We start from the raw sequence: 14074 nt of genomic DNA, 5'->3' as shown, positions 1-14074 counted from the left end.
ATCTCCGAGAGGACGATACCATCAACAACTTAAGGTGCGTTAGCCTACGGCATAACACACCCTACTTTTATTTCAAATGTATATTTCTTTATACACATTGAAACCTACAAAACCTTACACTGCCCATGATGCCGTAACAAATGGTCACATAGCACCAACGCCACCATTGCCTCAACCATTGGAACTGCACGCGGTAATACACAAGGATCATGGCGTCCTTTCGCTGCTAATAGCGTTTCTTCACCCTCACGAGTTACAGTCTTCTGCTCTTTTCTAATTGTTGCTGTCGGCTTAAATGCAACTCGCAAAATGATATTTTCCCCGTTGGAAATCCCCCCTTGAATACCACCAGAACGGTTTGTTAATGTGCGGATTTCACCATTTTGATCTATATAAAATTCGTCGTTATGCTCAATTCCTGTTAACAGCGTTCCCCCAAAACCGGAACCAATTTCAAAGCCTTTGCTAGCAGGGAGAGACATGACACCCTTAGCGATATCAGCTTCCAATTTATCAAATACTGGTTCGCCCAAACCTTTGGGCACATTTCGCGCCACACATTCTACTACACCGCCAATAGAATCCCCTTGTCTACCTATTTGCTCAATTAATTCAATCATGCGATCGCTACATTCCGAATCGGGACAGCGGACGATATTGCTTTCTACTTGTTCTAAGGTGACAGTATTTGGATCAACTACACCTTCCAAGTCTTTGATGCGCTTAACGTAAGCGATAATTTCAACATTGGCGACTTGATAAAGAATTTTTTTAGCGATCGCACCTGCTGCTACTCTTCCAATTGTCTCACGCGCTGACGACCTACCCCCACCTTGCCAATTGCGAATGCCATATTTTGCATCATAAGTTGCATCTGCGTGAGAAGGCCGATACTTCTCGGCCATCTCGTCGTAATCTTGGGGACGAGTATCTTGATTACGTACTAAAATTGCTATAGGTGTTCCTAGTGTTTTGCCTTCAAATACCCCCGATAAAATCTCGCAGATATCGGCTTCTTTGCGAGGGGTCGTAATTTTACTTTGTCCGGGACGCCTTCTATCTAGTTCTGCTTGAATTTCTTCTGCCGAAATTTCTAGTTGTGGAGGACAACCATCAATCACAACCCCCACACCGCCGCCGTGAGACTCGCCAAAAGTACTGATGCGAAATAGATGACCAAAAGTGTTGCCCATGATTTTGAGGAAAAAGGTGAGGCTTATGTATTCTACCTAGAGTTCTTGCAAAAGTTTGTTTTTGCTCTTGTATAATTTTTCGCTATTTTTTAGTATTTATCCAACAGCGTCTCTGAGTTCTTATCCAACTCTATATTGGTAAATACCTCATCTGTTGCTAACTTAAATCAAAAAGCGCCTCCCAATTTAGGAGAGCGCTTTTTGATTTAGCTAATCTTTACTATTTAACCGTTGATAGCAGGAGCAGTAAGAACCACAGGAGCAAAATCACCAGCAGCTAAATCTTAAGGGAAGTTGTGAGCATTGCGCTTGTGCATTACTTCCATACCCAAGTTAGCCCGGTTGATTATATCTGCCCAAGTCGCAATCACTCGACCTTCTGAATCAATGATTGATTGGTTGACATTTGTAAATAAGTATTACATAAGTATTGATTATGACAGTGATTTTTTTAGTGATGAACCGCGTCTAGAGACGCAATTCATCTGGTTTTATCAACCAGGGGGCCAGCTCAACTGCCGTCCTCCCAAAATATGCACATGTAAGTGATGGACTGTTTGGCCGCCTTCATCACCAGTGTTGATGACAACTCGATAACCATTTTTCAGTCCAGCTTCTTCGGCAACACGTTTGGCGGTTAGGAAAAGATGCCCCAACAAAGCATGATCCTCAGATTGAGCATCAGCTAGTGTCGCAATGGGTTTTTTGGGAATGACGAGGATGTGAACGGGTGCTTGGGGATGGATATCTTTGAATGCCAGGGCCAAATTATCCTCATAAACAATATCAGCGGGAATTTCCCGACGAATGATTTTGCTGAAAATCGTTTCTGTAGCTTCACTCATGCCAATATACCTACTCATCTGCTAGAGATTTTATATTAGTCTGGCAAATCATTTCTCATTAAAATGTTTTTACGTTTCTCCAAGTTCTGATGCCTACGACGGGCTGCGCCAACGCCGGAAGCTGGCACTCAGACAACTCAGGGTGTCAGTCTAAATGATAAGTCTTTAAGCGGACATGATATTAAAGGTTTGCTGTAGTGACTAACTCATCCACGCAACAAAATACTCCTTCCTGTGATAAAGTCTTCTGTAGATAAAATTCGTTCCACCCCACTATAGATATAAGAATTACAATCTCTCACTCAACTATAGAGTGCGATTTTCATGCTTATAAAGTTGCATATTTCGCGTATTGGCGCTTTGGAAATTGATATGAAACTGTCAAAATACTATTTTTTTGTTTTTATTATTATCATAATTAGCATTTTTCTGCGTTTCTGTTTGTTGCAAAATCAAAGTCTTTGGTTTGATGAAGGCTGGAGTCTAGCTTTATCTGATGGTAGAACCTTTCATGAAAATCTCTCCGTAATTATAAATCGAGAAGCTGGTGACAAATACCAACCGCTTTATTATTTGGTCTTGTTCTATTGGCGTTCAGCTTTTGGAGATAGTGAATTTGCCATTCGATCACTCTCAGCTTTGCTAGGAGTCGGCTCAGTAATTGCCATATTCTTTACTAGCTTACGTGTTTATGGAAAAAAACATGCCTTATGGTCGTCCATGCTCCTTGCTGTTAGTTCTTTCAGCGTGTTCTACAGCCAAGATGCCAGACCTTATGCATTATTAATATTTATAACCACACTTCAAATATATTTTTTTAGTCATTCAATTAAAGAAGATAAGAGTAATAAAATTATTTCACAAGTGCTTTTTGGAATCTTTACTGCCATAGGAAGTTTTGGCAGTATTTTGACAATAATCTTTAGTTTCTCCCTTAGTTTATCTCATGCTATTGTTTATAAAAACTTCAAAGAATGGATCAAATGGTGGATACCTGCGGTAGTTTTTTCTTTTCCAATGATTTGGTTCTACTTGTCTTCACCTGCTGTATCTGATCCGACAGCTACTGTAGTTACTCGGACTGGATTACCGATAGTTCAAAACATTCTTTTTGTAATCTACGGTATATTGGTTGGCACATCCTATGGTCCGCCACTGGAGCAATTACGGGGTGAGGAAAAGATAAAGGTTTTACTTAGTTACTGGCCCCATTTCCTAATCCTTATTATTGTGATTAGTATAATTTTTATAGCTTTAGTAACAAATTTATTGAAAGGGCACAAGATAAAAAAATATCAACAGGCTGATTACTTATTTACATCTCTTTTAGTTACATCATTTTTAATAGCTTTTCTCTTTGCTTTGGTGACAAAAATTAATTGGCTACCGCGTCACTCTTTTTATCTATGTATACCAGCTTTTATTCTGATCCCATCAGCATTTTTACATAACTCTTACCGTCAGAATAAACTTGATATCTTGCCTCAATTTGCCAAGTTAGCTACTGTTTTTTTGGTAGCTATGAATGTGTATTCAAATTTTCAATACTATTCAAATCCAGCCTATGCGAAAGACGACTACCGCTCGGCTGTTCACTACCTTTTACAACATCGAGATAAATCAGCAAAATCTGTATTGTTCTTTGGACAGCCTAGATTACTCCAATATTATGGAGATTCATCGACTTTATATGCATCAGAATATATTCTCAGAACTATGAATGGTAAAAATATTGCAGAAAAAGTTAGTACAATAACCAAAAATGCAGATTCAGTTTTTGTGATAACTAATCGCGAATTTTATTGGGGACTAAAAGATGTTTTTAAAAGAGAAATGAGTGATTTATATAAGTTGGAAGAAGAGGCTGATTGGCCTTATATGAAAATATATCGATTTACAAGGAAGGAATAGAATAAAGCACCATAGTATATGTCTTGTAAACATACAGCCTCATCAGATCGACTTGATCCATTTTTGTAAATGGCGCGATCGCTCTGGTAAGTAGGATGTGGCGAAAGCACAGATCAATTAAGAGATAGGGAGAGGGAAAGCAGGGGACGAATACAGCAATGGCTCTGTCCCATACCTAAAAAGTTGGGTGAAGCTTGATACCGATGTTTCGCTTTGCTACTCGTCTTGGTGTTTTAAAAGTATTTTTGGTAACATCAAAACCTTTCCTACATTCGCGCAGCGGCATGATGTGCGGGAATCGGGGTTTCAAAGCCTCTGTCCCTATGGAAAAGAGGAATGGAAGCGGGGTTTATAGTATAGACTTTTCAAACATCCGCTTAGGGCAGATTTGTTAATTGCATACTTGCCTTATTTAGCAGCGCTTTTTTTAGAACTGACGTAGATTGAAGATGCTAAGGGTGCGAAAGCTTTAATCCGAAAATATACAGATCCAAGATTGATTCTTCCCATACCATAAGCAACTATTTATTTTGATCAGCCAGACAATTACTAGCAGCTATTATATATTTTGTAAATTGGACAGGATGCTTAACATACAATAATAGTGCGATATATTTGTAGTTCCAAATTTTAATAAACTACGAAAGCTTAAAAATATCACAAAGCCGACTTTTGCAACACAACCGTATTTGATGGCTAAATCAATTGTTTCAACAAAACGCCTCAGCAGACAGTTAATCCGCTGGTTGCTTCAAGAAGACCGACGAGAGAAGGAAAGACCTCACCGCAAGCAAGAAATACATCGCCAGCACCCTTGGTGGCAAGTGATGTGCTTGACTGGTGTAGATTATTTCTCGACTCTTGGCTATCAACCTGGGATTGCAGCACTGGCAGCTGGCGCTCTTTCTCCTGTGGCTACCCTGGTTCTGGTTTTGCTGACGCTCTTTGGAGCATTGCCAATCTATCGGCGCATTGCTGCCGAAAGCCCTCATGGTGAAGGGTCGATCGCAATGTTAGAGCGTTTGCTCCCCTGGTGGCAAGGCAAATTACTTGTGCTGTGCCTACTCGGCTTTGTCGCAACCGACTTTATTATTACCATTACCTTGTCGGCTGCTGATGCTACAGCCCATATTATCGAAAATCCGCTGGCTCCAAATTGGCTTCACAATCAGACGATCACAATCACCCTGATATTAGTTGCATTACTAGGTGCAGTTTTCCTCAAAGGTTTCCGAGAAGCAATTGGTATTGCAGTAGTTTTGGTGGGAGTTTATTTGGTTTTAAACTTTATTGTCGTTAGCGTTGGTCTATATCAGATCCTAACTCACCCTGAAGCGATCGCTAACTGGCAGACTGCACTTTTCGCCAGCCATTCCAACCCTTTGATCCTAATTGGTATCGCTCTTTTGATATTCCCCAAGCTAGCACTGGGATTGTCAGGCTTTGAGACTGGCGTGACCGTTATGGGCCTGGTAAAAGGGAGCAGCACTGACACTCAAGAGCATTCCAAAGGGCGGCTTCGGAATACACGCAAGCTGCTCACCACTGCTGCTGTGATTATGAGCTTCTTTTTGCTCACCACCAGCTTTATAACTACTCTTCTGATTCCCGCCGCACAATTTGCATCTGGGGGCAAAGCCAACGGACGCGCCCTTGCTTATTTAGCACATCAGCATTTAGGTAATGGCTTTGGCACAATTTACGATCTAAGTACTATTTCCATTTTGTGGTTTGCAGGTGCATCTGCAATGGCAGGGCTGCTGAATATTGTGCCTCGCTACCTACCACGCTATGGCATGGCACCCAATTGGGCCCGAGTAACGCGACCTTTAGTGTTAGTCTACACAGCGATCGCTTTTGTGGTCACAATTATCTTCCGGGCAAATGTAGAAGCCCAAGGTGGGGCTTACGCAACTGGTGTGCTTGTATTGATTACCTCAGCTGCCTTTGCCGTCACTCTATCAGCCCACCGTCACAGAGAGAAGCGGGCAAGAGTCGTGTTTGCAATCATCACACTGTTGTTTATATATACTACTGTTGTCAATATCATCGAAAGACCAGAAGGGATTAGGATAGCTGGGTTTTTCATCGGCGCGATCATTTTTACCTCGCTGGTTTCTCGTGTTTGGCGTTCAACGGAACTGCGAACAGAGCGGATCGAAGTTGACGAACTTGCTGGCCAATTCCTTGCCGAAGAAAGCCAGGGAGCAATCCGACTGATTGCAAATCGGTTGAATAAGGGCGATGTCCTAGAGTATTTTATGAAAGAGAAAGAGGTACGGGAGGACAACCATATTCCATCCAACGATCCAATTCTGTTTCTAGAAATTAAGGTATCCGATGCTTCGGAATTTGCGGATGTCATCAAAGTAAAAGGGGTGCAAGTTGGTGATTACCACATCCTCCGGGCTGAAAGTGCAGCAGTACCTAATGCGATCGCGGCTTTACTGCTTTATATTCGTGACCAAACAGGTAAGATTCCCCATGCCTACTTCGGTTGGGTTGAGGGCAACCCCATACAATACTTACTGCGTTTTATTTTGTTTGGGGAGGGTGATATTGCTGTGGTCACCCGTGAAGTACTCCGTCGGGCTGAAAAGAATCCCCACAGGCGTCCTGGCGTTCATGTCGGGGGGTAATTATCATGGCTGATTGAAGAGAGCATTGACTCAATGACATATATCTTTGCAAAAACCCTTACCTTTGAAGATTTTCTCTCTCAATACCGAGATAATCCCCGCTATGAGCTGGCAGATGGAGAACTAATTGACATGTAACCCACTGGCCCGCACGAAACGGTGAGTGGTATTGCAACCCAAATTGGTATCTACCTTGTTGCAGAACAACTCCCCTGGTTTATTCCTCGCACTTGTTTAATTTACCCCTTTGCAGATGCAGCTACAGCTCGTCGTCCTGATGTCGTAGTTCTGGATGAAACTGTTCTCAACCGTGAACCCCTTTGGGAACGAGAACCTGTAATTACACTGGGGCGATCCATTAAACTGGTGGTTGAAGTTGTTAGCACCAACTGGGAAACTGACTATGCTCGCAAGGTTGAGGAATATGCCCTCTTAGGCATTCCTGAATATTGGATTGTGGATTACCGAGGATTAGGCGGTGTGGCATTTATTGGTAAACCCAAACAACCTACCTTTACTGTTTGTCAACTGGTTGAAGACATTTATACTCAACAAAAATATCGGCTGAACCAATCAATTAATTCACTGCTTTTGCCTAGTCTCCAACTTCGTTTAGATGATATTTTGCCTCGTTAAGTGTAGGTGCAGAAGAATAGTGAGAAGCGACGCCGATAGCGAGTCTTCTCCCAAGGGGAGACGCCAAGGGTGATAGCGACGCCGATAGCGAGTCATCGAGCGTCACGAGCGTCATAGGCCGTCGTAGAGATCGCCTAATTTAAAACCATTTGAAGAAATGCGATCGCCTTAAGGAGGTCATTTTTATCGCCGATTAACTAGGGTAGCGCTAGCTTGGTCAACAGGCATCAGCACAACTTCATTAATATTGACATGGGGCGATCGCGTCACGCAGAAAAATATCACATCAGCTACATCATCTGCTGTCAGGGGTGTAACTCCCTGGTAGACTTTGTTGGCGCGTTCAGTATCTCCGTGAAAGCGCACCTCGCTAAATTCCGTTTCTACCATCCCAGGATCAACGGAAGTTACACGGACTCGCGTTCCCAACAGGTCTTGTTTTAAACCTTCAGAAATTGCTCTCACCGCTGCTTTGGTAGCACAGTAGACATTACCTCCGGGATAGGTTTGATGTCCGGCGATGGAACCTAAATTTACCACATGACCGCGATCGCGACTCACCATTCCGGGAACGACATAACGGGAAAGGTAAAGTAAACCCTTAACGTTAGTATCAATCATGTCTTCCCAGTCTTGAAAGCTGCCTTCGTGCAACTTGTCTAAACCACGACTTAGACCAGCATTGTTAATGAGAATGTCAATGTCAGACCAGGCAGAAGGGAGAGTATAAATGGCAGATTCGACAGCGGTGCGATCGCGCACATTTAGCTGTAACAAATGGATTTCAGTACTAGAATCTTTACTGAGAGTATCTGCTAACTGCTGCAAACGTTCTAACCGTCGTGCCGCTAAGATTAATTTTGCACCAGCACTAGCAAAGATTTTGGCACAAGCAGTACCAATACCACTACTTGCACCAGTGATCAAAATGATTTGATTTTGTAGAGAAGTCATTAGGATAGTTAGGAGTGAGGAGTTAACAGTTATGAATTATGAATTAGCAGAAGTTTCATCGTTCATAATTTATCATCAGTCGTTGACACTCCCCATGCCTAAAGGCAGGGGATTCCAGCGTCACTGACGCTCCTTGCTTTTACTGGACTTGCGTCCAACAGAAGTAGAGGGAACATCTCGACTGGCGTTACTTTGGGGTTGCCCACCCCTAGCGTTTACACGACTTAAAATTACTTTGGCTGCATTCACATCACGTTGTTCAACGTGACCGCAATGAGAACAAGAATGAGTTCTGGTGCTAAGTGACTTATGAACTCTAGCGCCACAATTACTGCATTCTTGGCTTGTGAAATAAGGCGGAACAGCGATTATTTCCCGTCCAAATTTCTCTCCAAAGTATTCGAGCCACTGGCGGAAGTTGTACCAAGAAGCATCTGTTATGCTTTTGGCTAGTTTGTGGTTTCTTACCAAGCCGCTAATATTTAAATCTTCCAAGACTACCTTAGCGTTAGCCAGGGTTAAGTTACGAGCCAGTCTCTTGGCGTGTTCATCCCTTTGTCTTGTTACTTTTAAATGTTTACGAGCATAAACACCACGCGCCTTCCTTCTACGAGATGACCCTTTTTTCTTTTTATAAATATTACGCCCAAGCCGTTTGATATCTTTTTCAGCTTTACGCAAATATCGCGGGTTTTCCTCATGCTTACCGTTACTATCAGAGTAGAAGTACTCTAACCCTACATCAATCCCGATAATATAAGTAGTTAACGGTGCTTCCTGCTTATTATCAACTTTCACGTGAAGCTCGCCACGGGGATACTCCCCGGTGGCAGACTTCACACAGAACTGCACATAATATCCATCTGCACGACGAACAATCCTGACTCTTTTGATTAATTCAACAGGATAAATATGAATATCCCATTTACCCAATAATTTGAGTTCGCCAATACCTTTCTTATCAGTGAATGTTATTCGTCGTTTTGTTGGATGCAGCTTCCAAGACTGTTGTTTATATTCAACAGAGCGACTATGTTTTTTAAACCTTGGATAGCCTTTCAACCCTTGTTTTTTGGCTTTGCAGTTAGCGAAAAATCTGTTGATAGCACGTTCTACATTTTCGACCGATGCTTGACAAGCATGACTGCTTAAGTTTTTTACAAATTCATATTCCGCTCTTAATTGAGTGTTGTACTGGTACAGTTCTTTTTTGCCAACACCACGATTATCCATCCAATATCTAAGTACTTTGTTTCTGACAAACTGACTTGTACGGATAGCTTCATCTATAGCTTTTGCTTGCGTTTTTTTGACAACTGCTTTGTATTCCATTACTAACACTCTCAAACCACCTCCTTGATATATAGCTTTAATTGAAATACTATATAGCCATAAGCTATATAATGTCAACAAAGTTAGATGCAAGAGTTTAAATCAAACAACAATGTTGTTTATTCGTGTAAATATCATGTTATTTTTTGCCCTAAGTACAGAAGACCAGTACTTGTGAAAACAATCGCTTCTCGACTGAAAGAGTTACTTGCTCAAATAGCAATTGACATTAAAGTTGAAATCATAGAGATGGAAATAATGCCAGACCATGTGCATTTATTGGTAGAAGTTGACCCGCAATTTGGAATACACCGTGTTGTGAAGAGATTTAAAGGTGCGACTTCTAGGTATTTGCGATTAGAATTTCCAGAGTTGAAAAGTAGATTACCTACTTTGTGGACTAATTCTTACTTTGTTTCGACGGTGGGAGGCGCACCACTAGAGGCAGTTAAGATGTACATCCAAAATCAAAAAGAAACTTGACGGCGATTAAAATCGCCAACGGCTAACCCCCATAAATGAATTTAGGGGCTAGCCCGCCGTTGATACTTTGGTCTATAACTTCTAACTCCTGTACAGACGCGATTAATCGCGTCTCTACTTCTTCACCACTTGCAGGCGCTGAGTCACCATTGTCATCCCACTACCCCGCAGAATGACAGCAGAAACCCATTGGCTACCAGGGATAGATGGTGCTTGTCCCGTTTTAAACAGTCCGCCAGATGTCAGTAATTCCAAATCCACGGGTGTGGGGTTGAGAAATTTCTCTGGTTGGATAGATTCTTCTAGGGCCGTTCCTAGTAGAAAATCATCACCAAGTGGTTCTTGGATGATCGCATCAAAATTATACTTCTGACCAACTAGTACCTGCTGTGGTAATTTAATATCAATTTGGGGCGGCTTGCTGCCAGAGGTAAGTAGGGTGCGTTCTGCCAAAATGTCTTGGCGGACGATTTTTCCACCTACAATGCGCTGACGCGATTTAATCGTGGCATTGAGAGCCAAATTATTGCTGTTACCGGAGGGTAAGCCAGTTATTTTCGTTTCTGTTTCAGCAATAATCCCATTGCCTTCAGATTTTGAAGATAGCAGTTTCGTGCTGTATTGTAATTTAGGATATCGTTGCCAAAGTGAAATCAAAGATTTTTCCAAAGTTTGGCGGTTTAATCCATCCCCATGAGTGAAATTGGGGCTGTAGTATTGCAACACCCCTTTGACATCGCCCCGGCTGGCGGCTGCATCAACTTGTGTCAACAGGTTTTTCAGATCAGCTGGTGCATTTTGGGCTGTAGTTTGGACTAATTGCTGTGGTGTCGTCGCTTGAGTGCGTTCCCAACCACTTGTTAAACCAAGGGTTAGCAGGAAGGAAACCAGCCAGATATTTGCTGGAAATCTGAGTTGGCTTCTCACTAAGGTGGTAATAATGTTAGTCATTGGTAAGAGTTTACTGATTTGATGAGAGAAAGTAGGGAAATTGTTTTATCTTAGTTAAGCTAGACGCTAAACGGTAGAGGTTTGATGGCAAACGCACCGACACGATTATTAATAGCTGCCAGTGGGACTGGTGGACACTTGTTTCCAGCGATCGCACTGGCAGAAAAACTTCCAGATTATCAAATAGAATGGCTGGGAGTCCCCAATCGGCTAGAAACTCAACTTGTCCCCAAACAGTATCCCTTGAATACTATTGCAGTTGAAGGGTTTCAGCAAGGGTTTGGATTCTCCTCGGTTCGCACCTTGGGTAAACTCGCCCTTTCGATTCTGGAAGTTAGACGAATTCTTAAACAGGGAAATTTTCAAGGGGTGTTTACCACAGGAGGTTACATTGCCGGGCCAGCAGTCATTGCGGCGCGTTCCCTCAGTTTACCCGTGGTTTTCCACGAATCTAACGCAATACCTGGTAAAGTAACTCGCTTTTTTGGCCCTTGGTGTAGTGCGGTAGCCTTGGGATTTGAAGTAGCTGCTAAATATTTACCCCGTGCAAAAAATGTCTGTGTTGGCACTCCTGTAAGGGCGCAATTCCTCGATGGGGCAATTCATGCACCCCTGGATTTACCCATTCCTGATGGTGTTCCTTTAATTGTCGTCTTTGGTGGTAGCCAAGGTGCAGTTGCGGTTAATAAGTTGGTGCGCGAATCTGCAAATGCTTGGTTTGATGCTGGTGTCTATGTAGTACACTTAACTGGCGATCGCGATCCAGAAGCAGATAGTCTCAAACATCCACAGTACATAGCCTTACCTTTTTACAACAATATGGCGGCGTTGTTGCAACGAGCAACTCTTGCTATTAGTCGTTCTGGCGCAGGTAGCTTGACAGAATTGGCAGTGTGTGGAACGCCAGCGATTTTGATTCCTTACCCCTTTGCCGCAGAAGACCATCAATCTTACAATGCAAACGTATTTACTTCATCTGGTGCAGCGTTAACACTGAAGCAATCAGAATTGACAGCACAAGTATTGCAAAGTAATGTATTAAATTTGTTGCAGTCACCGCAAGAGTTAGCAAAGATGAAGGAAAAAGCTCATGCGATCGCAGTTCCCGATAGTGCCGAAAAGTTGGCGCATTTAGTGCGTGAGGTGATAGAAACATAACATTGATTATTTAGCATTAGAAATTGATTTTCCCAGCTATGAAGATCCTATTCAACCAAAAATTTCGCTTTCCAGTAGGTTGTGGTGTTTTATTACTTGTCAGTTTAGCCAGTAGCCATCTATATACTCAGTTAAAAACTAAACAGCTAGTTCAACAAAATCAGTCTTTTACTCTGCAAAAAAATTTTGCCCCACTTCAATCACAAATTTACCTCACCTCAAAATTTAAAAATGCTTTTGTCGCTCAAGAAACATCTAGTGAAATTATCGACAAGCAAAACGCTTTTTCCTTTCAGCAGAATTTAATATCAGCATCTGCACCCTATCCAGTTGTCGATGAGTTCAAAAAATACAAATTTAGGATTAATGGTAGCCAGGTTGTTACTACAGCAAAACTACCAAGTAGTAAGGTTAATTTCGCTCAAGGAGATTTATTAACCGTTCTTGTTAATACTAGAAAATATTTTCAAGACTACTCTTCAGAAGACCCAGATATTCTGCGTACAGGAATACTTGCCACTCAAGGGGTTACTGTACAAGATGTTCTCAAAACTTTAGATTTTATGATTGTTGTCTTAAAGGAGGATATTGCTAATAATCGAGCTACTCGTTTACAAGACCCTAAATTTATCAATACTAATTTTCGAGTCATTAAATGGTCTGCCTACAACCCAAATAATAAACAGCAAAAACAGTTACGAATTACCGAATATGCTGTCTTTACTCACTCAGGTTCTCGTAAGAAAACCTCTACTTTTAATACACCCATTTATAGCTTAAAAGAAAACTCTAATAACGATAAGTTTTACACTAGATACACAAAACAAGATGTTTTATCCGGCATTTATGAACTAGGGGGTAGAGAATTTGGAAAAGTTACAAATCTCGCTTATTTGACCAGAAATGGCTTAGAAGAAGCAATTATGGAAGGAACAATCCTGATTAATTTTACAGATGGTTATAAGGCATTTTTTAATGTAGATAGAAATAATGGCATGTCTTATATTCGCGGATTGAAGGCAACAGCACAAAAGCGTTATTGGTATTTTAGAGAAGTTGATGCTATTAAAGGCTATGGATACAAAATAGATGCAAAAATTTCTATTAAACCTGGAGTCACTTTTGCTGGAGATGTTTTGAATATCGGTTTAGGTAAAGTGATTGTGATTGAGCATACTATAAATGGTCGCAAACACCTGCAAATGGGAGTCATTGCCGATACAGGCGGAGCATTTTTACCCAATCTTTATCAACTCGATTTTTTGGCTGGTATATTTAAGAATAAAAAAGAATTTGGGCAACATATTACGCAATTGCCGGAGTATGCTACAGCATATTTTTTAGTAAAGAAGTAATGCATTGACTTGATGTCAAAAATCTATGCACGGGTCAACAATTCTAAATTGTGACCATTAGAGTCATAGAAATAGAACCCACGACCCTTATTCCAGTGATTAATTTGTCCTTTATTTTGATGCATGGGGTCGCTACTGTATTCAATACCTGCCTCTTTCACGCGGGCAAAAATTGTATCAAATTCTTCATCACTCACATGGAACGCATAATGATGCTGCTCGAACGCTTCAGCATCGGCAAAGTCGAGCGTCAGTGCATCATTTATATGCACAGCAGCAAAGCGACCAACGGGAACATCGACCTCTAAACCAAAAATTTTTGCAAAGAACCTTGCCGATGCTTCCTTGTCATGTGCAGGCACTATGGTGTGATTTAGAGTAATTGTCATCTCACACGCCCTCCTAATTTAGGTAGTAATCCATATCAACTCTCTATTCAGAGTCGATAACAACAATGCTTCTTTCTATTTTATCTTTTCAGCGCTGACACCAGCATAAATTTATATAATAAAAACTAATAGGTTTTATCAGCTTTACAAAAGCAAGATAGTTAATTAAAAATTGTAAAGCAGTGTAAAGTAGTTACACAGGCAAAAACAAAACCGTCTGATTCATAA

11 protein-coding genes and 2 pseudogenes are annotated in these 14074 nt (G+C 41.5%); 6 read left to right on the top strand and 7 right to left on the bottom strand.

Features of this window, described 5'->3' with window-relative positions:
- Positions 1 to 104 precede the first annotated feature (104 nt).
- From aroC to V7K35_RS05245, 3 genes and pseudogenes are all read right to left on the bottom strand, one after another.
- The gene (aroC, locus tag V7K35_RS05255) at positions 105 to 1193 is read right to left on the bottom strand and encodes a chorismate synthase (protein ID WP_334794020.1); all 1089 of its coding nucleotides are present in this window, start codon (positions 1191 to 1193) and stop codon (positions 105 to 107) included.
- A gap of 284 nt (positions 1194 to 1477) precedes the next feature.
- Positions 1478 to 1600 (bottom strand): annotated as a pseudogene (locus V7K35_RS05250) (photosystem II q(b) protein); the annotation flags it as partial.
- An 87-nt stretch (positions 1601 to 1687) separates the two neighbouring features.
- Positions 1688 to 2038, bottom strand: a complete 351-nt coding sequence (locus V7K35_RS05245) for a histidine triad nucleotide-binding protein (RefSeq protein ID WP_334794021.1) — start codon at positions 2036 to 2038, stop codon at positions 1688 to 1690.
- A 372-nt stretch (positions 2039 to 2410) separates the two neighbouring features.
- Here V7K35_RS05245 and V7K35_RS05240 point away from each other — a divergent pair, with 372 nt between their 5' ends.
- The 3 genes and pseudogenes from V7K35_RS05240 to V7K35_RS05230 all read left to right on the top strand — a co-directional run bounded on the left by V7K35_RS05240 (position 2411) and on the right by V7K35_RS05230 (position 7224).
- Positions 2411 to 3949 (top strand): glycosyltransferase family 39 protein, encoded by a 1539-nt coding sequence (locus V7K35_RS05240; RefSeq protein WP_335076956.1) that lies wholly within the window; start codon positions 2411 to 2413, stop codon positions 3947 to 3949.
- A gap of 692 nt (positions 3950 to 4641) precedes the next feature.
- Complete coding sequence (locus V7K35_RS05235; RefSeq protein ID WP_335076954.1) at positions 4642 to 6588, top strand: amino acid transporter; 1947 nt, start codon at positions 4642 to 4644, stop codon at positions 6586 to 6588.
- A 33-nt stretch (positions 6589 to 6621) separates the two neighbouring features.
- A pseudogene (locus V7K35_RS05230) lies at positions 6622 to 7224 on the top strand (Uma2 family endonuclease).
- Between the two features lie 183 nt (positions 7225 to 7407).
- Here the strand turns inward: V7K35_RS05230 and V7K35_RS05225 are convergent.
- A complete protein-coding gene (locus V7K35_RS05225; protein ID WP_335076952.1) occupies positions 7408 to 8178 on the bottom strand; it encodes an SDR family oxidoreductase in 771 nt (256 codons plus the stop codon).
- Positions 8179 to 8298: 120 nt separating this feature from the next.
- Positions 8299 to 9519 (bottom strand): RNA-guided endonuclease InsQ/TnpB family protein, encoded by a 1221-nt coding sequence (locus V7K35_RS05220; protein WP_335077034.1) that lies wholly within the window; start codon positions 9517 to 9519, stop codon positions 8299 to 8301.
- 78 nt (positions 9520 to 9597) lie between these two features.
- Here V7K35_RS05220 and tnpA point away from each other — a divergent pair, with 78 nt between their 5' ends.
- Positions 9598 to 9993 (top strand): IS200/IS605 family transposase, encoded by a 396-nt coding sequence (tnpA, locus tag V7K35_RS05215; protein WP_335076950.1) that lies wholly within the window; start codon positions 9598 to 9600, stop codon positions 9991 to 9993.
- Positions 9994 to 10107: 114 nt separating this feature from the next.
- On the opposite strand, the gene V7K35_RS05210 is transcribed toward tnpA, so the two are convergent.
- Positions 10108 to 10944, bottom strand: a complete 837-nt coding sequence (locus tag V7K35_RS05210; protein WP_334794030.1) for a nuclear transport factor 2 family protein — start codon at positions 10942 to 10944, stop codon at positions 10108 to 10110.
- Positions 10945 to 11028: 84 nt separating this feature from the next.
- Here V7K35_RS05210 and murG point away from each other — a divergent pair, with 84 nt between their 5' ends.
- Positions 11029 to 12102 carry an undecaprenyldiphospho-muramoylpentapeptide beta-N-acetylglucosaminyltransferase gene (gene murG, locus V7K35_RS05205; RefSeq protein ID WP_335076948.1) on the top strand — a complete coding sequence of 358 codons (1074 nt, stop codon included), beginning with the start codon at positions 11029 to 11031 and terminating at the stop codon, positions 12100 to 12102.
- 38 nt (positions 12103 to 12140) lie between these two features.
- Complete coding sequence (locus V7K35_RS05200) at positions 12141 to 13457, top strand: hypothetical protein (protein WP_335076946.1); 1317 nt, start codon at positions 12141 to 12143, stop codon at positions 13455 to 13457.
- Between the two features lie 23 nt (positions 13458 to 13480).
- Here the strand turns inward: V7K35_RS05200 and V7K35_RS05195 are convergent, their stop codons facing one another.
- A complete protein-coding gene (locus V7K35_RS05195; protein WP_335076944.1) occupies positions 13481 to 13846 on the bottom strand; it encodes a VOC family protein in 366 nt (121 codons plus the stop codon).
- Between the last annotated feature and the right edge of the window lie 228 nt (positions 13847 to 14074).

This window comes from Nostoc sp., assembly GCF_036917275.1.
In the GTDB taxonomy this organism is placed as follows: domain Bacteria; phylum Cyanobacteriota; class Cyanobacteriia; order Cyanobacteriales; family Nostocaceae; genus Nostoc.
Note: the sequence above shows the minus strand (reverse complement) of the source record. Positions and strands in the feature narration are given on the sequence as shown.

What these genes read in the sequence shown, in the direction of transcription:
- aroC (WP_334794020.1), bottom strand. Translation starts at nt 1,193, where the DNA reads ATGGGCAACACTTTTGGTCATCTATTTCGCATCAGTACTTTTGGCGAG.
- V7K35_RS05245 (WP_334794021.1), bottom strand. Translation starts at nt 2,038, where the DNA reads ATGAGTGAAGCTACAGAAACGATTTTCAGCAAAATCATTCGTCGGGAA.
- V7K35_RS05240 (WP_335076956.1), top strand. Translation starts at nt 2,411, where the DNA reads ATGAAACTGTCAAAATACTATTTTTTTGTTTTTATTATTATCATAATT.
- V7K35_RS05235 (WP_335076954.1), top strand. Translation starts at nt 4,642, where the DNA reads ATGGCTAAATCAATTGTTTCAACAAAACGCCTCAGCAGACAGTTAATC.
- V7K35_RS05225 (WP_335076952.1), bottom strand. Translation starts at nt 8,178, where the DNA reads ATGACTTCTCTACAAAATCAAATCATTTTGATCACTGGTGCAAGTAGT.
- tnpA (WP_335076950.1), top strand. Translation starts at nt 9,598, where the DNA reads ATGCAAGAGTTTAAATCAAACAACAATGTTGTTTATTCGTGTAAATAT.
- V7K35_RS05210 (WP_334794030.1), bottom strand. Translation starts at nt 10,944, where the DNA reads ATGACTAACATTATTACCACCTTAGTGAGAAGCCAACTCAGATTTCCA.
- murG (WP_335076948.1), top strand. Translation starts at nt 11,029, where the DNA reads ATGGCAAACGCACCGACACGATTATTAATAGCTGCCAGTGGGACTGGT.
- V7K35_RS05200 (WP_335076946.1), top strand. Translation starts at nt 12,141, where the DNA reads ATGAAGATCCTATTCAACCAAAAATTTCGCTTTCCAGTAGGTTGTGGT.
- V7K35_RS05195 (WP_335076944.1), bottom strand. Translation starts at nt 13,846, where the DNA reads ATGACAATTACTCTAAATCACACCATAGTGCCTGCACATGACAAGGAA.